22 protein-coding genes are annotated in these 19,444 nt (G+C 67.1%); 10 read left to right on the plus strand and 12 right to left on the minus strand.

Annotation, left to right across the window (positions count from 1 at the left end; genetic code table 11):
• Positions 1–36 precede the first annotated feature (36 nt).
• Entirely contained in the window at positions 37–1,308 is a 1,272-nt protein-coding gene (locus tag HB681_RS01685; protein ID WP_213953004.1) for a porin, read from the minus strand.
• A 719-nt stretch (positions 1,309–2,027) separates the two neighbouring features.
• On the opposite strand from HB681_RS01685, the gene HB681_RS01690 reads away from it, so the two are divergent.
• Positions 2,028–2,261: a hypothetical protein gene (locus HB681_RS01690; RefSeq protein WP_213953005.1), complete on the plus strand. Its 234-nt coding sequence runs from the start codon at positions 2,028–2,030 to the stop codon at positions 2,259–2,261.
• Positions 2,258–2,464, plus strand: coding sequence for an ABC transporter substrate binding protein (locus HB681_RS01695; protein WP_256734803.1), 207 nt, complete (start codon positions 2,258–2,260; stop codon positions 2,462–2,464). The genes HB681_RS01690 and HB681_RS01695 overlap by 4 nt, the downstream gene beginning before the upstream one ends.
• 38 nt (positions 2,465–2,502) lie before the next feature.
• Here the strand turns inward: HB681_RS01695 and HB681_RS01700 are convergent, their stop codons facing one another.
• Positions 2,503–2,877, minus strand: coding sequence for a DUF5329 family protein (locus HB681_RS01700; RefSeq protein ID WP_213953006.1), 375 nt, complete (start codon positions 2,875–2,877; stop codon positions 2,503–2,505).
• 129 nt (positions 2,878–3,006) lie between these two features.
• On the opposite strand from HB681_RS01700, the gene HB681_RS01705 reads away from it, so the two are divergent.
• The 3 genes from HB681_RS01705 to HB681_RS01715 are packed head-to-tail and all read left to right on the plus strand — an operon-like array spanning position 3,007 to position 4,967.
• A complete protein-coding gene (locus tag HB681_RS01705; RefSeq protein ID WP_213953007.1) occupies positions 3,007–3,786 on the plus strand; it encodes an inositol monophosphatase family protein in 780 nt (259 codons plus the stop codon).
• 22 nt (positions 3,787–3,808) lie between these two features.
• Positions 3,809–4,003, plus strand: a complete 195-nt coding sequence (locus HB681_RS01710; RefSeq protein WP_213953008.1) for a DUF2905 domain-containing protein — start codon at positions 3,809–3,811, stop codon at positions 4,001–4,003.
• Between the two features lie 19 nt (positions 4,004–4,022).
• Positions 4,023–4,967, plus strand: coding sequence for an ROK family protein (locus HB681_RS01715; RefSeq protein ID WP_213953009.1), 945 nt, complete (start codon positions 4,023–4,025; stop codon positions 4,965–4,967).
• A gap of 42 nt (positions 4,968–5,009) precedes the next feature.
• On the opposite strand, the gene HB681_RS01720 is transcribed toward HB681_RS01715, so the two are convergent.
• Positions 5,010–5,768: an SDR family oxidoreductase gene (locus HB681_RS01720; protein ID WP_213953010.1), complete on the minus strand. Its 759-nt coding sequence runs from the start codon at positions 5,766–5,768 to the stop codon at positions 5,010–5,012.
• 108 nt (positions 5,769–5,876) lie between these two features.
• On the opposite strand from HB681_RS01720, the gene HB681_RS01725 reads away from it, so the two are divergent.
• On the plus strand, positions 5,877–6,800 hold the full coding sequence (locus HB681_RS01725) for a LysR family transcriptional regulator (protein WP_213953011.1): 924 nt from the start codon (positions 5,877–5,879) through the stop codon (positions 6,798–6,800).
• Here the strand turns inward: HB681_RS01725 and otsA are convergent.
• The 3 genes from otsA to HB681_RS01740 all read right to left on the minus strand — a co-directional run bounded on the left by otsA (position 6,790) and on the right by HB681_RS01740 (position 10,305).
• Positions 6,790–8,178 (minus strand): alpha,alpha-trehalose-phosphate synthase (UDP-forming), encoded by a 1,389-nt coding sequence (gene otsA, locus HB681_RS01730; RefSeq protein ID WP_213953012.1) that lies wholly within the window; start codon positions 8,176–8,178, stop codon positions 6,790–6,792. The two genes, HB681_RS01725 and otsA, sit on opposite strands and share 11 nt — an antisense overlap.
• Entirely contained in the window at positions 8,175–8,945 is a 771-nt protein-coding gene (gene otsB / locus HB681_RS01735) for a trehalose-phosphatase (RefSeq protein WP_213953013.1), read from the minus strand. The genes otsA and otsB overlap by 4 nt, the downstream gene beginning before the upstream one ends.
• A gap of 232 nt (positions 8,946–9,177) precedes the next feature.
• Positions 9,178–10,305 (minus strand): multifunctional CCA tRNA nucleotidyl transferase/2'3'-cyclic phosphodiesterase/2'nucleotidase/phosphatase, encoded by a 1,128-nt coding sequence (locus tag HB681_RS01740; protein WP_213953014.1) that lies wholly within the window; start codon positions 10,303–10,305, stop codon positions 9,178–9,180.
• Positions 10,306–10,512: 207 nt separating this feature from the next.
• On the opposite strand from HB681_RS01740, the gene HB681_RS01745 reads away from it, so the two are divergent.
• On the plus strand, positions 10,513–11,241 hold the full coding sequence (locus tag HB681_RS01745) for an OmpW family outer membrane protein (RefSeq protein ID WP_213953015.1): 729 nt from the start codon (positions 10,513–10,515) through the stop codon (positions 11,239–11,241).
• 16 nt (positions 11,242–11,257) lie between these two features.
• On the opposite strand, the gene HB681_RS01750 is transcribed toward HB681_RS01745, so the two are convergent.
• The 3 genes from HB681_RS01750 to HB681_RS01760 form a co-directional block, all read right to left on the minus strand.
• Positions 11,258–11,953: a glutathione S-transferase family protein gene (locus tag HB681_RS01750; protein ID WP_213953016.1), complete on the minus strand. Its 696-nt coding sequence runs from the start codon at positions 11,951–11,953 to the stop codon at positions 11,258–11,260.
• A 98-nt stretch (positions 11,954–12,051) separates the two neighbouring features.
• Complete coding sequence (locus HB681_RS01755) at positions 12,052–12,606, minus strand: MgtC/SapB family protein (protein WP_213953017.1); 555 nt, start codon at positions 12,604–12,606, stop codon at positions 12,052–12,054.
• Between the two features lie 272 nt (positions 12,607–12,878).
• Positions 12,879–14,879: a lytic transglycosylase domain-containing protein gene (locus HB681_RS01760; protein WP_213953018.1), complete on the minus strand. Its 2,001-nt coding sequence runs from the start codon at positions 14,877–14,879 to the stop codon at positions 12,879–12,881.
• 9 nt (positions 14,880–14,888) lie between these two features.
• Between HB681_RS01760 and HB681_RS01765 the strand changes: the two genes are divergently transcribed.
• Complete coding sequence (locus HB681_RS01765; RefSeq protein WP_213953019.1) at positions 14,889–15,506, plus strand: 5-formyltetrahydrofolate cyclo-ligase; 618 nt, start codon at positions 14,889–14,891, stop codon at positions 15,504–15,506.
• 67 nt (positions 15,507–15,573) lie between these two features.
• On the opposite strand, the gene HB681_RS01770 is transcribed toward HB681_RS01765, so the two are convergent.
• Positions 15,574–16,581 carry a tripartite tricarboxylate transporter substrate binding protein gene (locus HB681_RS01770; RefSeq protein WP_213953020.1) on the minus strand — a complete coding sequence of 336 codons (1,008 nt, stop codon included), beginning with the start codon at positions 16,579–16,581 and terminating at the stop codon, positions 15,574–15,576.
• A gap of 111 nt (positions 16,582–16,692) precedes the next feature.
• Positions 16,693–17,676, minus strand: coding sequence for a LysR substrate-binding domain-containing protein (locus tag HB681_RS01775; protein ID WP_213953021.1), 984 nt, complete (start codon positions 17,674–17,676; stop codon positions 16,693–16,695).
• Between the two features lie 126 nt (positions 17,677–17,802).
• Between HB681_RS01775 and HB681_RS01780 the strand changes: the two genes are divergently transcribed.
• Entirely contained in the window at positions 17,803–18,114 is a 312-nt protein-coding gene (locus HB681_RS01780; protein WP_213953022.1) for a DUF2917 domain-containing protein, read from the plus strand.
• A gap of 49 nt (positions 18,115–18,163) precedes the next feature.
• On the opposite strand, the gene HB681_RS01785 is transcribed toward HB681_RS01780, so the two are convergent.
• A complete protein-coding gene (locus HB681_RS01785) occupies positions 18,164–18,562 on the minus strand; it encodes a BLUF domain-containing protein (RefSeq protein WP_213953023.1) in 399 nt (132 codons plus the stop codon).
• 163 nt (positions 18,563–18,725) lie between these two features.
• On the opposite strand from HB681_RS01785, the gene HB681_RS01790 reads away from it, so the two are divergent.
• Positions 18,726–19,427 (plus strand): Crp/Fnr family transcriptional regulator, encoded by a 702-nt coding sequence (locus HB681_RS01790; RefSeq protein ID WP_256734804.1) that lies wholly within the window; start codon positions 18,726–18,728, stop codon positions 19,425–19,427.
• Positions 19,428–19,444 lie beyond the last annotated feature (17 nt).

Below are 19,444 nucleotides of genomic sequence, written 5' to 3' on the forward strand. Positions count from 1 at the left end.
GGGTCAAACGTCGATTGCGTACGGCCGCCGAGTCCATCAAAAAGCGTGATGGATACCGAAGTCGTAGCCCATCACGTGATCGGCCTTGTAGCCAGAACCCGTGGTGAAGTAGTTGTTGGTGAAGAGGGGAAAATTGTTGCTGACGGGCATGATGAACGCAGCGCCGTTCTTTTCCTTGACGTAGGCAGCCGTCGCGTACAGTGCCGTGCGCTGCGACAGGTTGTACACATAGCCGACCGCGAACTTGTCAGCCGATGGATCCTGCGCGGTCGCGCTCACGATCGCAGCGACACCCGTCGGCGGCGACGTGTAGTTCAGCTTGACGTGCGACCATGCCACGCGGATCAATCCGACGCCGATCGGCACGGTGGCGCCGAGCAGGAAGCCGTCACCCTTGAAGTCGCCCGTGCCGATGATCGGCGGAACCACGTAGTCGTTCTTGTTCTGAGTGCGCGAGATCTCGCCGAAGAGCTTGACGACGCCGAAGTCATAGGAAGCGCCCAGGTTGGCGATGTCGACCTTAGTGGTGATGCCCTGGTAGTAGTTGTCGCCGCTGGTGCTCTCGCCATAGGAGGCAGAAACATCCAGCGGGCCGTAGGCATAGCCGAAGCGGCCGCCGACATAGCCGCCAGTGCGTTGGTTGTTCGCCACTGCCGGGGTCGTGGTGCCCGGGTCGTACTTGATGGCCTCGCTGAACGCATACATCACCTGGCCATAGAAGCCACCGAGGTTCGGCGGCAGGAAGTAGCCGATGCTGTTCGACGCGCGAACGTAGTTGGGGTTGCCGAACAGGCCGCGGTTCACGCCACCGAAGCTGACGGTGCGGGGACCGCTGTTCATCAGGTAGACCTGGCTGGCGCCAACGCCATTGGTGCCGAATGGATCGAACACGGAGTCGTTCCAGAACGTGGGCGTGTAGTCGCGGCCGAGCCGGACCTCACCGAGGCCACCCAGCAAGCTCACTGTCGAACGACGATCGAAGGCCGCAAGGCCGACAGCGCCATCGTCATTGGAGATAGCGGCTTCCAACCAGAAGGCTACAGCCACGCCACCACCGAGGTCTTCCGTTCCACGGAAACCGAGGCGACTCGCGTAGTGTGCCGAGTTGGTCATGGCCCACTGGCTCTGATGCCTGTCGGGCGCACCAATGAAGTTGAGACCTGGCGCACCGGGAACGCCAACGAACGAACTCGTCGTCTGGATGTAGGTGAGGGCCGTGTCAACCACACCGAACAGGGTCATGGACGACTGCGCCGAAGCGACTCCGGCAGCAGCCAGCGCGGCCAGGGATACCAAGGACTTCTTCATCGCAAGCTTCTCCTCGTTGAGCACAAGGTGCCGGCGCGGCAATCTCAACGCGGCGGGCACTTTTTCCTGCGCTTCATCAACCTCGGGCCACTCTTCTTCGAGAGTTGCAGCTATTGCACCAGACGCTCCGGATCGTGGCAAAAGAATTCGTCCAAATCGCCTGCCGGCCGACGTTTTGCGGACACATTGAGGCTCTTTGGGGGGATCCACTTCCTCGCCGGCGCTCGCATCCCAGGAGGGAGGCAGCCGCACGGTGGCATCTTGGCCCGTGTCAGTGCCCACGAAATCAGCAACGACCGGCACGCGCCCGTCGCCATCGAGGGCACGCTCCGATGCCGTGATCTCCCTGGCCCGGAATCACACAGCGTGCGCTCGCCAAGCGGGCCGCGAAGGACAGCAACCGCGCGGCATACCAGCGGCGCGGTCGCTGGTGGCGACAGACCGGGTTGGGCCCGGTGCCGCCGTCCGTCGGTGCGGAGGGACCGAGAGGTAATGCGGCAACTCTATTGAAAGTCGGTCAACTCGAGCGGCGGTCATGAAACCCGGATCCGCACCTACTGCGGGAAGGAGGCAACGTCACTGGCAATGCGAGCAGCGGCACCGAGATGCTTGCAAAACGTGTGCAATACATTGCCGAGGCAGCGGGTAGGCCCGCACGCATCGGCTACCTTACAACCCGTCGGTCAGTTTTCTCCCGGAATTTCAGTGAGTACAAGGCCATGCTTGACGCAGCCATCAGTTCCGTCGGTGCGGAACTGCAAATACTGCGAGTGGAAGACCCTGAGGAAGTCGACCCGGCGTTTGATGAAATGGAACGCTTGAAAATCGGAGCCCTTGTCGTCGACACGCCACCACTTTTTTACTTGAATCGAGACCGCATCGTGGACGTGCGGCCAAGCATCGCCTGCCTGCCATCGCTCAAGGACGGGCCTGGGCGGACTCGGGACTTCTGATGACTTTCGGGCTGGACTATCTCGACGTGGCACGCAGGACAGCCGACTGTACGGACCGGATCCTCAAGGGCGCGAAACCGGGAGACTTGCCGGTCCAGCAAGCATCGAAATTTGAGATGGTCATCAACCTGAAAACAGCCGACGCGCCGGGAATCAGGATCCCTCGTTCAATGTTGCTGCTGGCGGATGAAGTGATTAAATAGTCCGGGCGAACCGTGCCCGATGGATAGCGCGGGCCTGCCTAATGCGCCCGCAACGCGCGCAGCTCTTCCCGCAGGAAGTCACCCGCGTCGCGCACCGTGCCATCCGCCGTCCTGACCTTGTAGGCCTTGCGCGTCAGTTCGGAGCGTGAGCCGCAGCGCTCGATGAAGTCTTCCGCATCGATCAGTTCGACCTTGAAGTACTTGTACTTGCTGCGCAGGTGGGTGGCCGCTTCGGCCGCGTTGTGGTCGCTGCCGTTGCGCACGAACACCAGGTCGGTCCGTGCTTCCACGCGCTGGATGAGGGCCAGGATGATCTGGTCTTCCTTCGGTGGCGGCGTGGCGCCTGCGATACCCGCCAGCAGCACCAGCGCGAACAAAAGGTGGCGCAGGCCGTTGCGAACGATCAGTCTCATGCCGACTCCGTGCCGCGGGCCTCGTGGCGGGCGCTGGGCGAGTGCGTCGGATGCTAGGCGGGGCCCACAGGCCCTGTCAAATCAGGGCGGCTCGGTTCTAATCGACGCCTGTTCTGCATTCGAGAAGTCATGAGTTCCAGATCCCCCGAGGAATCCCTGCGGATCGCGCATGCGCTGGCCGACGCGGCGGCGGCCGAGTCGATGCGCTGGTTTCGCACCCCGCTCGATGTCATCACCAAAGCCGACGAGAGCCCCGTCACGCTGGCCGACCGGGCGGCCGAAACCGCCATGCGCGAAATCCTCGGCACGCTGCGCGCGGCCGATGGCATCTATGGCGAGGAGCACGGGCTGGAGCGGCTCGATGCGGAATGCGTCTGGGTGCTCGACCCCATCGACGGCACGCGCAGCTTTATCACCGGCTCGCCCTTGTGGGGCACGCTGATCGGCCTGCTCGAAGGCGGGCGCATCACGCTCGGAATGATCGACATGCCGGTACTCGGCGAGCGCTGGATCGGCCAGGCCGGCGAGGGGGCTACGCGCAACGGACAGTACGTCGGAGCGAGCACCGTGAGCGAGGTGGGCAAGGCTCGCATCGTCACCACCTCGCCCGACATCTTCGGCGCGGCCGACTGGCAAGCCTTCGACCGGCTCAGCCGCGAGTGTGCGATGCGGCGCTTCGGCGGCGACTGCTACGGCTATGCGCAGCTGGCCGGCGGCACCATCGACCTCGTGGTCGAGGCCGGCCTGCAACCCTACGACTACCTTGGCCCCGCAGGCCTGATCGAGGCCGCGGGCGGTGTCATCACCGATTGGAGCGGCCAGCCCCTCGGCCTGAAGTCCGACGGCCGCGTGATCGCCGCCGCCACGCCCGCATTGCATCGCGCGGCACTGGCGCTGCTGAACGGATGATCGGCCCGCCCGAGGAGGTCGCATGATCCGCTGGCTCATCGTCGTCGTGCTGGCCTTGCTGCTCATGAGCGGGCTGACCGAGTGGCTGCGTCGACACGGGTTCGGGCGCCTCCCCGGCGATTTCGAATTCAGGGCTTTGGGGCGAAACTGGCAGTTGCCCATCGGAAGCACGCTGGTGCTCAGCCTGATCGCCGCGCTGATCGCGCGCTGGATATGACCACAAGGACAAGGATTCCATGAGAGCCTGTGTAGACATCGGCGGCACCAAGATTGCCGTGAGCCTGGCGGCCGACGGCGAATCGCTGGACGGCAGCCCGCGGCCCCTGCTCGGCCGCCGCAGCGAACCCACCGCCAAGACCGGCGACAACCTCGCGGTGTCGCGCCAGATCCTGCGCATGGTGGACGAGGTGTGCGCGGAGCAGGGCATCGGCGCCGAGGCCGTGAGGCGCGCCGGCGTGTCGTCGGCCGGCCCGTTCGTCATTCGAGCTGGCGCCCTCGAACTGGCCACGCCCAACATCTGCGGCGGCATGGCCGGCCCGGCGCGCGGCTTGCCCAACAACTGGATGACGGCACCCATCGAGCAGCCGCTGCGCCAACGCTTCGACGTGGTGCGCGTGGAGAACGACGCGGTCGGCGCGCTCGAGGCGGAACGGCGCTGGGGCGCACTCAAGGGCGTCGACCATTGCGCGTACGTCACATGGAGCACGGGCATCGGCGTCGGCATCTGTGTCGACGGACGCGTGCTGCGCGGCAAGAACGGCAACGCCGGCCATTCAGGCCACAGTTTCGTGGTGGATGACGACACCAACGCCCTGTGCGGCTGTGGCAATGTCGGCGACGTCGAGGGATTGGTCGCCGGCAATGCCATCGCGCGCCGCTTCGGCCTGCCGGCGGAGCAACTGTTTCCCGCCGCGGTCGCGGGCGATCCTGCGGCGCTGGCGCGCGTCGACGAACTGTGCCGTGTGATGGGCCGCATGCTTTACAACCTCGTCGCCACGCTCGACCTGGAGCGCATCAGCCTCGGCGGCAGCGTGTTCTGGAACAACCGCGCCTTCCTGCTGCCGCGATTGCAGGCCGAAATCAAGGGCAAGTTGCCGTCATTGACGGAAGGGGTCACGCTGGAGCCGGCGGGGCTGGGCGACAAGGTCGGCGACTACGCGGCGCTCGCGCTGCTGGATTGAGCGGGCGCCGCGCCGCAGGCGCTTTCGGGGGTGGGCTCGACCTCAGAGGAACATGCCGCCCGACGCCTCGATGCGCTGGCCGGTGATCCAGCGGTTGCCGGGCTGCAGAAGCATCGAGATCGCGCCGCCGATGTCGTCCGGCAGGCCGGCCCGGCCGAGCGCGGTCTGGGCGGCGACCACGGCGTTCACCTGAGCGTTGTCGCGCACCACGCCGCCGCTGAAGTCCGTCTCGATGGCGCCGGGCGCCACCACGTTGACCGCGATGCCGCGCGGGCCGAGTTCCTTCGCCAGGTAGCGCGTCAGCACCTCGATGCCGCCCTTCATCGACGCATACGCGGCTTTGCCCGGAAAGCTGAAGCGCGCAAGCCCGCTCGACACGTTGACGATGCGCCCGCCGTCGGCGATCAGCGGCAGCAGCTTCTGGGTGAGGAAGAACGGCCCCTTGAGGTGGATGTTCATCATCTCGTCGAACTGCGCTTCCGTGGTGTTCGCGAAGCTCGCTTCGAGGCCGGTGCCGGCGTTGTTGACGAGGTGGTCGAAGCGGTCGCGCTGCCAGGTCGTGGCGAGCGCGCCCTTCACCGCGACGACGAAAGCGTCGAAGCCGGCGCTGTCGGCCACGTCGAGTTGCAGGGCCACGGCGCGGCGGCCCAGCGCCTCGACCTGCCGCACGACCTCCTGCGCTTCCGCGGCGCCGCTGCGGTAGGTGAGGATCAGGTCGCTGCCCTGCTGCGCGAGGTTGAGGGCGGTGCTTTTGCCGAGGCCGCGGCTGGCGCCGGTGATGAGTGCGATCGGGGTGGTCATGTCGGAGTCCTTGTGGAAGTTGATGGGATGGGTGAACTTTAGGATGGAACAATCAGGCGATAAACTCGTCTGAACTGACTTCATCGTTCTCTCAAAAAGAACAATCCATTGGACCTCGCCCTGTTGCAGACCTTCGTGCAAGTCGCCGAACTCGGCAGTTTCACGCGCGCCGCCGATCGGCTCGGGCTGCCGAAATCGCGCGTTTCCGCCAGCGTGCAGCAGCTGGAGGCGCAGCTCGGCACCCGCCTGCTGCACCGGACCACGCGCAGTGTTCGCATGACGCCCGACGGCGAGCAGTTCCTCGAGCGCGCCAAGGCGCTGCTGGCCGATGCGGAGGAACTGCGCACGCTGTTCCAGCAAGCGCCGAGCAGCCTGCGCGGCCGCCTACGCGTCGACCTGCCGACCGCCATGGCGCGCACCATCGTCATCCCGCGCCTGCCGGAATTCCTGGCGGCCCACCCGCAGCTCGAAATCGAACTGAGTACCACCGACCGCCGTGTCGACGTCGTGCACGAAGGCTTCGACTGCGTGTTGCGCGTCGGGCACCTGCAGGACTCGGGGCTCGTTGCGCGGCGACTCGGGCAGCTGGTGCAGGTCAACTGCGCGAGCCCGGCCTACATCGCGCAGTTCGGCACGCCGCACACGCTCGAAGACCTCGCGCACCACCGGGTCGTGCGCTGGGCGCCCACGCTCGGCGGCGCCGCGGCCGGCTGGGAGTACCACGATGGCGAACGCTACCGCCTGCTGGAGATGCAGGGCGTGGTCACCGTCAATCACACCGATGCGTACCAGGCCGCATGCCTTGCCGGCCTGGGCCTGATCCAGGCGCCGCGCCTGGGCGCTGCGGCTGCCCTGGCCGCGGGCTTGCTCGTGGAGGTGATGCCGGGGTTCACCGCCGAGCCGATGCCGGTGTCGCTGGTCTATCCGAACCGGCGCAATCTCTCGAAGCGTGTGCAGGCGCTGATGGGATGGCTCGCTGAGGTGCTGACGCCGCACCTCGACCCGGAAGGCCGAAGCCCGCTCAATCCGTGACCTGCGTGGTCCCGGCCAATGCCGTGAGGAACGCCTTGCGCCACCAGTGCACGTCGTATTCGCGGATGCGCTGCAGCAGCTTCTGGTGCCGGTGCCGCCGTTCCTCCAGCGGCATTTGCAGCGCCTGCTGCATGACCTCGGCCGTCCCGTGGATGTCGTAGGGGTTGACCAGCAGGGCTTCCTTCATCTGCTCGGCGGCACCCGCGAAGCGCGACAGCACCAGCACGCCCGGGTCGGCCGGGTCCTGCGCGGCCACGTATTCCTTGGCGACCAGGTTCATGCCGTCGCGCAGCGGCGTCACCAGGCCCACCGCCGCCGCGCGGCACAGCCCCGGCACACGCTTGCGCGCCACCATGCGGTGGATGTAGCGCACCGGCATCCAGTCGAGCTCGCCGTAGTCGCCGTTGATGGCGCCGCACAAGGATTCCAGTTCGCGCCGGATGTCGCCGTAGGCATCGACGTTCTCGCGCGTGGGCGAGGCGATCTGGATCAGTGTGGCGCTGCGCCGGTTCTCGGGGTAGTGCGCCAGCAGTTCGCGAAACGCCCGCACCCGGTGCGGGATGCCCTTGGAATAGTCGAGCCGGTCGATGCCGATCATCAGGCGCCGCTGCGAGTACTCGCGCCGCATCGTCTGGCACATCTCCTGCGCGTCCCTGGCATGCGTGAGCTCCATGAACTCGTCCACGTCGATGCCGATCGGAAAGGCGCTGCACCGCACCGATTGCCCGTAGCCCTGGTACACATCGCCCGGCAGCGCGGCGCCGTGCGCCTCGTTCAGCACATAGCGTTCGAAGTGCTCCTGGTCCTGGTGCGATTGCAGCCCGATCAGGTCGTAGGCGAACAGCGAGCGCATCAGCCACTCGTGCTGCGGGATGGCCGCCATGATGATCTGCGGCGGCAGCGGAATGTGCAGGAAGAAGCCGATGCGCTGGCGACAACCCATCGCGCGCAGTTCGGCCGCCAGCGGAATGAGGTGGTAGTCGTGGATCCAGAGGATGTCGTCGGGCTTGAGCAGCGGCATCAGCTTGCGCGCGAACAACTGGTTCACGCGACGGTAGCCGCCGATGAAGCCGGCGTCGAAATGCGCCAGGTCGAGCCGGTTGTGGAACACCGGCCACAGCACGTCGTTGCTGTAGCCGAGGTAGTAGCTGTCGTGGTCCTCGCGGCTCAGGTCGATGGTGGCCAGCGTGACCTTGCCGGCTTGCTGGCGGTGCAGGTCGCCTTCACCCGAGGGGCCGCCCTCGACGACCGTGCCGCTCCAGCCGAACCAGAGTCCGCCACTTTGCTGGAGCGACTCGCCCAGCGCCACGGCCAGCCCGCCGGCCGCGGGCTTGCGCGGGTCGGCCACCCGGTTGGAAATGACGACGAGGCGGCTCATGCGTCCGCTTCGGGTGCGGCCCTGGGCGATCCCGGCGCTGCGGCGAGAAGGTCGCGCGCCTGGAGCAGCCACTCGAACACCGCGCGCGTCGATTCGAGCCGGTGGGTCGCCAGGCTCGGCCCGCCGCCCACCTTGATCGCAATGCCGCCGCGAGGCTGCACCACGGCGAAGCCGCTCTCGTCGGTGGTGTCGTCGCCGGCGAACACCGGCACGCGGCCGGCGAAGGGCGGCTCTTGCAAGAAGGCATTGATGGCCACGCCCTTGTTGATGCCGGCCAGCTTCACCTCGAAAACGAACTTGCCGTGCAGCATTTCCAGTTGCGGTTGATGGGCAATGATGGCCCACATCGCGTCGCGGCAGACGGCTTCGAGATCGGGCGCCATGCGGTAGTGCAGCGCCACGGCTGCATGCTTGCGCTCGACCAGCAGGCCGGGATGCGCGCCGGCCAGCTTGTTGGCCACGTCGAGCACCGCCTCCAGGTCCGGCGGCTTGTGCTCCTGCATGCGGCCGGTCGCGTCGCGGCGCTGCACGCCGTGCTCACCCGCGGCCGGCAGGCGCAGCGGCGCCAGGAAGCGGTCGATCACGTCGATCTGCCGGCCCGACACCACGGCCAGCGCGCCGCCGCAGAGCTTGTGCAGGTCGCCCAGCAGCGCAACCAGTTCGGGCGGCACCTCGATCGCCTCGGGCGTCTCGGCGAGCGCGACCAGCGTGCCGTCGAAGTCGAGGAACAGGGCCGCGTCAGGGGTGAGTTGGGGGGGAGCGGTCATCAACCGGGCACGATAACAGCGCGATGGGATTTCGCGCGTCGGTTAAAGCCGCGATCGGAAAAGGGCCCAGGAGTCGGCCGCGGGATTTGCTGGACTGCGCCGCGGCGGACGGCGGCCCAAGCTTCATGCGCGTCTCCCTTGAATGCCGTGCGCGGTGCGCCACGTCGAGGGCACGGTGCGAACCCGGCGTGGCACGGCCCACCGCCTGCGCCAAGCGGCGCGCGAGTCCGGGTCAGTCGAGCGCCTGCGCCACCGCCGCAATGCGTGCACGCCGGATCGCAGCACCGATCTTCGGGCCCGACTCCCCGGCCATCTGCGCCTCGCGAGCAATGACATCCGTGGCGACGGCCTGCGCCGCTGACAGCGCCACGCGCAGGCGCTGGCCGGCCGCGATCGCATCGCCGACTTCGCAGCATTCGCAGGCCTGCAGGAGTTGCGCAAGACGCGCCGGCTTGCGAATGGCGTCGCAGCGTTCGAGAAGGACGACGATGTCCGTGGCGCCCAATGCCGTGCTTGCCCCTACGGCAGAACCTTCGCGCGCGAACAGCAGCGCCAGGTCGCGTTCATCGGTCGGTGCGCGCAGGCGCTCGCAGACACCGAGCACCGACGGCGTCGGCAGTCCCCATGTGAGGCAGCCAAAGCGAACCGGCAACGGCGCCTGCAGCCGCGCCGCGCTGTCGACATGACGAAGCCGCTCGGCGCGCGTGTCGACTTCGGGCAGCAGCCTCTGCATCGCGCCGCATTCCTGCAACACGCTGAACATCCGCGACGGCACTGCCTCCATCAGCCCGCGCGCGAGTTCCTGCCATACGCGCTCCGGCACCAGCGCGTCGACCTCGCCGGCCTCGACCATGCCGCGCATCAGGTCCATCGTCTCGGGCGCGACGCTGAAATCGTGGAAACGTGCGGCAAAGCGCGCCACGCGCAGGATGCGTACAGGGTCTTCGCGGAACGCGTCGGTGACATGCCGCAGTACCTTGTCGCGCAGGTCGCGCTGGCCGTGGAAAGGGTCGACCAGTGCGTTCGCGTCCGTAGTCGGCGTATCGGCCAGTTCGGCAGGCAGGGCGATCGCATTGATCGTCAGGTCGCGCCGTGCGAGATCTTCCTCGATGGTGACCTCGGGCGAGGCATGGATGGTGAAGCCGCGGTAGCCCGGCGCGCTCTTGCGTTCGGTGCGGGCCAGCGCGTGCTCTTCGCGCGTCACCGGATGCAGGAAGACGGGGAAGTCGCGGCCCACCGGCAGGTAGCCGCGCGCCGCCATCTGCTCGGGCGTGGCGCCGACCACCAGCCAGTCGCGATCGGAGACCGGCAGGCCGAGCAGCCGGTCGCGCAGCGCACCGCCCACGAGATAGGTCCGCATACCAGATGTCATCCGACCGAGTGTAGGGGTGGGTTGTTTGCAATTTGAGACAATCTGGCTCGTTCTGGCACCAATACGGGGCCAACTTTTTGGGCTCTCCCAGGTCGAATCATTTTGCGATCTCGACTTGATCTCCCTCGGGGAGGAAGCCGGGCAACGCCCGGCCCTGGGGCTCACGACAACATCGAAATCCAAAGGAGGATCCCCATGAACAAACAAGCATTGCGCGCGCTCGCCGTCCTGGCCGGGCTCGCATCGGGCAGCGCCATGGCGCAAAAGGCCGGCGACTGGGTCGTCGGCGCCGGCTGGCTGCACCTGTCGCCCCAGGATTCAAGCCAACCCTTGACCCTGACCTCGCCGGTACAAATGGCCGTGCCGGGCTCCGGTGCGCGCGTGAGCGATTCGGACACGCTGGGCCTGAACGCGATGTATTTCCTCGACAGCCACTGGGCCGTCGAGGGCGTGCTCGGCGTGCCGCCCAAGTTCAAGCTCTACGGCACCGGCACCCTGGAATCGGTCGGCCAGATCGGCGAAGCCCGCCAATGGAGCCCGACGATCCTCGGCAAGTACTACTTCAACGATGGCGAGGCGAAGTTCCGACCTTACGTCGGCCTGGGCGCGACCTACGTCTGGTACTCCAACGTGAACCTCACGCCCAGCCTGCAGGGCGCCATGGGCAAGCTGCCGCACGCGCCGGCCGGCGCGACGGTGACCACGGCCAAGCTCGACGGCACTTTCGCACCGGTGGCCAACGCGGGCGTGGCCTGGCAGTTCGACCCGCACTGGGGCCTGTCGGCATCGGTCTCCTACATCCCGATGAAGACCACCGCCAAGCTCACGACCACGACCGTCGCCGGCTTCCCCGTGGCCACGAGCCAGGCCAAGCTGACGCTGAACCCGATCGTGCCGTACGTGGCCGTGACCTACAGGTTCTGACGGTCGGCGCGCGGCCTCAGCGTTTCAGGCGGTAGGGCTCGTCGAACGCGACGAAGTGGTGCTCGGCCAGCGCGGCGTCGATCCAGGCCTTGACGCCCGGCAACGCCTCCACGCGCTTCAGGTAGGCCGCGATATCCGCCGGCACCGGCAGGGCATAGCGCGTCAGCCGCATCACCACCGGCGCGTAGTACGCGTCGGCGATGCTGAAGCGGCCGAACAGCATGCCGTCGGCATGGCTGGCCGCATGGTCGGCCAGCAGTTCGCTCCACATCGAGACGATGCGCGCCACGTCGTCGCGCACGCCGGCGTTGTCGCGCCAGATCAGGGCCCCTTGCTGCGCCAGGTCGGCCTCGATGTTCATGACGCAGGCCGAACGCAGCGCGCCGAAGCCGGCGTGCATCTCGGCGCAGATGCTGCGCGCGCGGGCGCGCTGCTTTCGGTCGGCCGGCCAGAGCTGGGCCTCGGGGCAGGTCTCGGCCAGGTACTCGGCGATGGCCAGCGTGTCCCAGATGGCCAGTCCGTCGTCGACCAGCACCGGCACCAGGCCATTTGGGTTGAGCGGGAGCATGGTGCGCTTGAAGGCGGAGTCCTCACCGAAGGAGTCGAACTTCACCGCCACCTCGTCGAACGGGATGCCGGCCTGCTTCATCAGCACCCACGGCCGCATCGACCATGACGAATAGTTCTTGTTGCCCACGTACAGCTGGCGCATGGCTTGGACCTTTGGTGATTTGCAGGAGAGCCCGCGATGCTAGCGTCTCGTCGCGACTGCGTTGATGACGAAATGCGGCTCGATTGATGCGCGTTGCGTCAGGGGCCGCGCATGTCGTGGGGGTGGTCGTGCGGATCGCCGTCCTTGTCGCGGGGCACGCCGCGCGCGCGCTCCATCAGGCTCACGACATGCGGCACCAACGCCAGCACCGCCAGCGCGAGCAGGGCGCTCGTCACAGCGGTCGTCTCCCGGCCGAGACCACAGGCCATGCCGATGGCCGCCGTCATCCAGAGCCCCGCGGCAGTGGTCAGGCCCTGCACCTGCTGCTCGTCCTTGCCCGGCTTGAGGATCGTGCCCGCACAGAGGAAGCCCACGCCAGCCACCAGTCCCTGGATCACGCGGCTGATGTCGGAAGGCTCCATGCCCGTCTGGAGCGGAACCAGCACGAACAGCGCCGAGCCGATCGCCACCAGCATGTGCGTGCGCACGCCCGCCGCCTTGCCCTTCTCCTCGCGCTCGAAGCCCAGCACGAAGCCGAGCAGCGCGGCGAGCAGCAGCCGCACGGCGATGCGCGTGAGTTGCGCGAGGTCCGGTACGTCCGAGAACTCGGCCGCGACGGTGTCGGTGATGGTGGTCCAGTGCGATGCGGCCATGGACCCACGACTCTAGCCAGCGCGCAGTCGGTCGGCTGTAGGAACTGGGCGTGTCAGGCGCCCGTCGACACTACCTGTGCAGAGGCTCAGAGGGTGTGAAGATTTCGTAGCGAGGGCGCCGCCGGAGGTCGTCTCGCGCAGCGCAGCCGCACTCTCGTGCGGCGACAACGAAGTTGCTGCAGAGGCTGGCAACTGCGCGAAACGCTTGCTACGCCAGAGCCAACACCGCAGGCCCGAGATCGGCGTCCGCAGTAGAAATATTCACACCTTCGTCAGGGGAGGTCCTTGTTGGGTTCGGCTATCGCCGCATCGCGCGGCCCGATGCTGCCCAGCCGCGCCTTCAGCGACTGCGGCTTGCCCGTGATGATGGCCGCATAGTTGGTGGTGTTGGCCAGCACCTTCTTGACGTAGTCGCGGGTTTCGGCAAAGGGCACGTTCTCGGCCCAGATCGCCGCTTCCATCACCGGCCCGTTGCGCCAACTGCGCGGACGTCCCGGGCCGGCGTTGTAGGCCGCCGCGGCCAGCGGCATCGAGCCGTCGAAGTCGTCGAGCGCAAGCTTCAGGTAGCTGGTGCCGATGACGATGTTGGTCTCGCGGTCGTTGATCTGGTTCGGCGTGAAGCCGGCCAGGCCGATCTTGCTGGCGGTCCACTTTGCCGTGGCCGGCATCACCTGCATCAGGCCCGAGGCGCCGACGCCGGAGCGCGCATCCATGATGAAGCGGCTCTCCTGGCGGATCAGGCCGTAGACGTAGGCCGGATCGAGCCCGATGTCGGCGCTCTTGCGCAGCACGGTGTCGTGGAAGGGCATCGGAAAGCGCTGCTCGGCATCGATCACGCCCTTGGTGCGCTCGCTGGTGTTGATGCAGCGGTCCCAGAGCTCGCGCTGGCAGGCGAGGTCGGCCGCGGCCAGCAGCGCCCGGTCGTCCATGCCGCCCTTGTCGTGCAGGTTGGTGGCGTAGTTCCATTCGCGCGTGCCCTCGGGGCGCAGGCCCATCGAGATGGCGTAGAGCGCGCGATTCAGCGACGGATTGCCAGCGGCAGTGCGCTTTTCGTCGACGGTGAGTGGTGCGGGCCGGGTCGGCATGCTGGTGCGCTGTCCGAGCTCCTCCAGCGCCAGCATTTCGTAGAACCCGCGCGAGCCGGCGATGGTCTCGTACAGGCGTCGGGCCTCGGCGCGGCGATCGTCGCCGCCGATGGCCTGCAGCGAACGGGCGCGCCAGTAGGTCCATGTGGGGTCCTGCTGCGCCTCCGGGCTCATGGCGGCGGTGGCGGCCTGGACTTCCTTCCAGTTGCCCATGCGCAATGCGGCACGGGTCTTCCAGCCGAGCATGTCGTCGTTGAGGTCGCCGTTCTTCGTCACGTTGCCGTAGTAGCCCATCGCCTGCGGCGAGAGCTTGCTCGCGGCCTGCTTGCCGATGATGCCCCAGAGCCAGTTGCGCTCCTCGGGCGAGAGCAGGGTGCTCCACCGGTCGTCCAGCAGCGCGGCGGCCTGGTCGGGATCTGCCACCGCGATGCGGATCAGCGCCAGCACCACGATCTCCCGGCGCGCCTTGCCCGCCACCGGGCCGCTCTTGATGAGGTATTTGGCCGCGCCGGCGTTCATCTCGTCGAACTGCGGCACGGCATCGGGCGAGGCGATGAGCACGGCGCCGCGCGCGGCGCCCGGGCGGTTGGCCTCGATGGCAAGCCGAGCCTTCTTCCAGGCTTCGTTGGGCGAGAGCATGCGGGCCGATACCAGGCGGTCCGCGGCGGTCAGGCAGCCGTCGTCGTTTTCCTTTTGTGCGAACCAGGTGCGCCGCACTTCGTCAGCCTGCGCGGCGGTGGGATTGCCGCTGCGCAGCATGTCGACCAGCACGGCATAGCAGCGCACCTGTCCGTCGTCGCGCATGCGGTAGGCGTCGTGCATGCTGGCGAAGGCGTCCCAGTCGCGGCGCTGGCCGAGCAGCAGCAACCAGTCGTTGCGCAGCCGGTCTTCCTGATAAGTGCCGGCGTAGCGCGTTAAAAAGTCCTGCACTTCCTGCGGACTGGCTTCCTGCAGGCGGGCCTTCAGCTCCCAGTAGGCAGCCCAGGGTTCGAGGATGTGGCCGCGCGCCTGCGGCAGCAGTGCGGACAGCCGGGCCTTGTCGCCCCGCTGGGACGCCTGCTTCATCTGCAGCAGCACGTCGTCGTTCTGGTTGCTTTGCGCGAGGGCTGGCGGCGACAGGGTCGTTGCAGCCAGAACAAGAATGGAGAGGAAGGTACTCGTGGGTGCCAAAATGCTTCGGAACTGCATCGGGGGATTATGGACAAGTCAAACGGCGCCGACACCTCGGCCACCGCCAGTTTTCTCAAGCGTCAGCTGCGCAATGCACTGATCGAGCAACGTCTTGCGCTGCCCGACCGGCAGGAGCGCGCCGACCTGCTGCAGCGCGTGATGCGCATCTGGCTGGTCGGCCGGCCCGACACGGTGATTGGCGCCTACTGGCCGATCAAGGGCGAGTTCGACCCGCTTCCGGCGCTGCACCGCTGGAAGGAAGACGGCGAATTGCAAGGCGCGCCGCAACCGCGGCAGATCGGCCTGCCGGTGATGAACCGGCAGCACAAGACGCTGACCTTTCATTCCTGGTATCCCGGCTGCCCGATGGAGCACGATGCCTTCGACATCCCCAAGCCCAAGGACACGATGTTGATCGTGCCCACGCTGCTGTTCGTGCCCTGCCTCGGCTACAGCGCGGGCGGTTACCGGCTCGGCTACGGCGGCGGCTTCTACGACCGCACGCTGGCGACGCTGCAGCCGAAGCCCTTCACCGTGGGACTCGGCTTCACCCAGGGCTTCCTGGACGATTTCGAACCCGAGGAGCACGACGTCCCGCTGGACGCCATCCTCAACGACAACGGCGTGGTCTGGCCGGTGGGCTGACGCGCCGTCGGTGAATGCGGAACCTTCGCGTCCTCTGCGTCCGGATCTGGATGTCCGCATTGGAGCGTCAGTCCAGCCTCGCCCCCGAAGCCTTGACCATGCGCCCCCATACCGGCATGTCGCGCTTGTAGGACGCGGCAAAGGCCTCGGGCGTGCCGGCGGAGACGGTAAAGCCCATGCTGGCCACGCGCTGCACGATGTCGGGCGCTTCGAACATGGCCTGGACCTCGCTCGACAGGCGCTGCACGATCTCGCGCGGCGTTTTCGCAGGCGCCGCCATGCCGATGAAGCCCACGATCTGGTAGACCTCGTCCTGCAGCCCTTGCTCCAGGATGGTCGGCGTGTCGGGCAGGATCGCCATCCGCTTGGCGCCGGTCACGCCGATCAGCTTGAGCTTGCCCGCGTCGGCATGCGGCTTCGAGTTGAGCGCGCTGGCAAAGGCCATCTGGATCTGCCCGCCGATCAGGTCCTGGATCATGGCGGCCTCGCCCTTGTAGGCGGCATGGGCCATGTCGGCGCCCGTCGCCTGGCTCATGTGCGCGCCCGCCATGTGCGCATAGGAACCATTGCCCCAGGAGCCGTATGAAAGCTTGCCCTTGTTGGCCGCGATGTACTTCAGCAGTTCCGGCATGGTGCTCGCGGGCACCGAGGGATGCACCGCCAGCGTCACCGGCGCCACCGCGATCTGCGAGATCAGCGCCAGGTCGCGTTGCGGGTTGTAGGGCAGGTTTTCATAGAGGAACTGATTGGTCAGCATCGACGTGGTGAGTGCCACCAGCAGGGTGTGGCCGTCAGGCGCCGCCTTGGCCACGGCATCGGTGCCGACGATGCCGCCCGCGCCGCCCTTGTTGTCGATGATCGCGGGCTGCCCGAGACGGGCGCCGAGCTTGTCCCCGACGATGCGGGCGATGTTGTCGGTCGCACCGCCTGGCGGGTAGGGCACCACGATGCGAATGGGCCTGGATGGGTAGGCTTGGGCGTGCGCCGTGGGAAGCACCAGCGTGGCGGCGGCGCCTACCGCGAGGGCGAGGCAATGGCGGCGCGTGGGTGCCGACGGCGGGTTCGAAATCGTCATGTCTCCTCCTTGATTTGTGGGCTGATTGTCTGGCTGCGGGCGCAGCGATACAACCCGGCCCGAGGAGGGTCACTGGAGGCCTTGAGCAAGTTCTCCGCGCAACGGGCCTCTTCAATCGATGAAGTCGACCGTGTCCGGGTCCGGTACCTCGCCGATGGTCTCGCGCGTGACGGCGGCCTGCGTCTGCAGCCAGTCGCGGAAGGCCTTGATCTCCGGGCGCTGCGCGCTGCGCGGGCCGACCAGCAGCCAGTAGGCCATCGGTGAATCCATGCGGTGTTGCGGCAGCACTTCCACGAGGTCGCCGTTGGCCAGGCTCTCGGCGATGAGGGAACTGCGCGCCAGCACCAGGCCCTGTCCGGTCAAGGCCGCCTGCACCATCTGGTAGGCATAGTTGAAGTAGAGCCAGCGTGGCGGCTGCGCGCGCGTGAGGCCTGCGGTTTCGAACCAGCGGCGCCAGGTCAGCCATTCAAGGTGCGAGCGGTGCGCGTCGCCGGCCTCGATGAGCGTGAAGCTCACGATGTCGGCCGGCTTCCGGATGGGCGGGCTGCTCTTGATGAGCCAGGGGCTGGCCACGGGCGTGAGCGTCTCGCCGAACAGGCGCACTGCGCCCGGCGGCATCGTGCTGGCCGGGCCGTAGCGCAACGCGATGTCGACGTCGGCCATCTCCAGGTCCATGGCCACGTCGCTGGCGTCGATGCGAATGTCGATGTCGGGGTTGTCGCGCTGGAAGGCTTCGAGCCGCGGGATCAGCCACATCGACGCGAACGAGGCAAAGGTGGTGAGCGACACGCTCTTGCGTCCCGCGCTCTGCCGGATCTGCCGCACCGCACCGTCGATGCGCGGCAGCGACTGCTGCACGGCGAGCAATAGTTGCGCGCCGGCACTGGTGAGCTCGACCGCGCGCGTGTGGCGCAGGAACAGCCCGACGCCGACTTCCTCCTCGAGCGACTGGATCTGCCGGCTGACGGCCGATTGGGTGAGCGCCATCTCCTCGGCCGCCGCGCGGAAGTTGAGGTGCCGGGCGACCGCCTCGAAGGCGCGCAAATGACCCGCCGAGATCGGCCGGGAGCGCAGGTGGGTCTGGGAATATTGCACGGTGATTGATGCGAAAACGGAATCAGTAGCCTATCTCGTATTCATTGGACTGCCAACGGGGCAAGACGGATCATTCATTCCGGATTCGCGATTTTGCGAAATCCGGCAACCATCCAGGAGTCCACCATGTCCACCGCAGTCTGCACCTCGTCCCCGTCCGTATCGTTGCCCGCTCGCCCGGCCACCGTGCCGGCCGCGACGCGTCGCGGTGCGTGGCAGATCGACCCCGGCCAGGCGATCAGCCTGAAGGCCTCATCGAACAGCATCATGCGCATTCGCCAGGGCCGCGTCTGGGTCACGCTCGACGCCAACGGCGCACATGCCAGCGAAGACATCGTGCTGGCGCCCGGCGAGTCGCTGCGCGTCGCTGCCGGTGAGCGCCTCGTGATGGAGCCGTGGGACGGCTACGGCGCGACCTACACCTGGGACGTCGCCTAGAAGGTGTGAATCTTTCTACTGCGGCCACCGCGCGGCGCGGCCCCGGGGGTCAGGAAACGTCGTAGCCGGGTCGCAGCTGCAGGAAGCGCGCGAGTGCTTCGTTGCCGTCGAGCCCTTCCAGGTCCGGGAAATTCAGATCCGCATCGGCCAGACCCATCTCGAAGCGCGGATAGCGCCGCTGCTCGAGTGGGCCTTCGTAGACCACGCGCACGTCCGTGTGGCGCGGGTCGTCGCTGATGCGGTCCATGAGCCGCACGGTGGTGTCGCGCGGCCCCTCGAAGTGGTGGCAGAAGCGATAACCATCGAACACCAGCAAGCCCGTGACGCCGCGTTGCGCATTGCGCACGCGCGCATGCGCGACGATGGTGCCGACCACTGCGGGCGACAGGCCCGTGGCGAGGTTGCTGCAATAGAGGATTTCGTGAAGGTCCGGATTCGCGTGGGGCATGAGGTCCGGGAGTCTAGGGAGCAATGCACGGTCCGAAAATGTGAAAAGACACAGTGCCGCGCGCGAGCCCGGGTTCGCGGCCTATAGTGCGCCGGTGAAACTCGAGGACTACGCCGCCCCCGTCTACCCACCGCAGTGCACCCACCCGTGCGAGTCGTGCGGGCTGCGTGCCAGTCCCGCATTCACGCCGGTGTCGGCCGAGGAACTCCTTGCGATTCAGTCGTTCCGCCACGGCGAGCGCATGGTGCAGGCGGGTCGTCCCATCGTCGAGGAGTTCCACGCGAGCCCGCAGCTCTTCACGCTGTACTCGGGTTGGGCATTCCGCTTCAAGACGCTGAGCGACGGCCGGCGGCAGATCCTCAGCTTCCTGTTGCCCGGCGATTTCATCGGCGTGCAGGACGAGTTCGCGGATGGCCAGACGCACGGCGTGGAGGCGGCAACGATGGCCACGCTGTGCGTGTTTCCGCGCGATAAGCTTTGGCCCTTGTTCAACAGCCAGCCACGGCTCGGCTACGACATCACCTGGCTCGCCGCCCGCGAAGAAAAGATGGTCGACGACAATCTCGTGACCGCGGGCCGGCGCAATGCCACGGAGCGCATCGCGATGCTGCTCATGCATCTGTATCGCCGCGCCCAGCGGGCCGGCCTCGAGCGCGACGGCTGGGTCGAGTTTCCCTTCAACCAGCAGCACATTGCCGATGCGATCGGCCTGTCCCTTGTCCACACCAACAAGACCCTGCGGCGACTTCAGCACCTCGGCCTGCACCAGTTCGACAATGGCTGGCTGCGCATCCTCGAGCCGAAGGCGCTCGAAGCGCTCGGCGACTACTTCGAAAGGCCCTTGCGGCCGACCCCACTGATCTGAAAGCGTTCCCGTCGTCC

Origin of the sequence: Variovorax sp. dw_954, from assembly GCF_018449755.1 — a bacterium.
GTDB lineage: Bacteria > Pseudomonadota > Gammaproteobacteria > Burkholderiales > Burkholderiaceae_C > Variovorax.